This window comes from Enterobacter sp. PTB, from assembly GCF_051130085.1.
Lineage (GTDB): Bacteria > Pseudomonadota > Gammaproteobacteria > Enterobacterales > Enterobacteriaceae > Enterobacter > Enterobacter ludwigii.
The window spans coordinates 1-397 of record NZ_JBDKEE010000137.1 but is presented as its reverse complement, the minus strand read 5'-3'; the positions used below and the strand labels follow the sequence as shown (position 1 = coordinate 397).

At 55.9% G+C, this 397-nt stretch carries 1 protein-coding gene; it reads right to left on the bottom strand.

Annotated elements, in window-relative coordinates:
* Positions 1-21: 21 nt before the first annotated feature.
* The coding region (locus AAIR21_RS27960) for a helix-turn-helix domain-containing protein (RefSeq protein WP_434682851.1) at positions 22-397 on the bottom strand (376 nt) is incomplete at its 5' end.

The following is a 397-nucleotide window of genomic DNA, read 5'->3' as shown; positions in this document are numbered from 1 at the left end:
GCAGAAGCAAGCACCGAAAAGTTACTCATCCGCAGAAAGCCGGTAAACCGGGATCCGGCGGATCGTACCGGTGAGATTATCAGACACCTCTGTTTCTGATGTTGCGATAGCCATACCCGATTTGCGTAACCGCTGCACATCAGCGGCGATTCGCTGAATACCAAACCAGAAGAGCCCGTCGAGTGCGGTTACCTGTAGCCCACCTTCCAGCGCCAGCCTGAGCCGTTCGCGTGGTGCTTTCACTTCTCTGGCGATCTGCTGATAAGGCGAGGCCGTTACACCAGTGGGATCCAGGCGCCGGATGCGTGTTACCATGCGGTACTGAAATTCGTTCGGGATCCTGCTGAGATCGGTTTGCAGGCTCCAGACGCAACCAAAACGCTTCCCGTTGAAGACA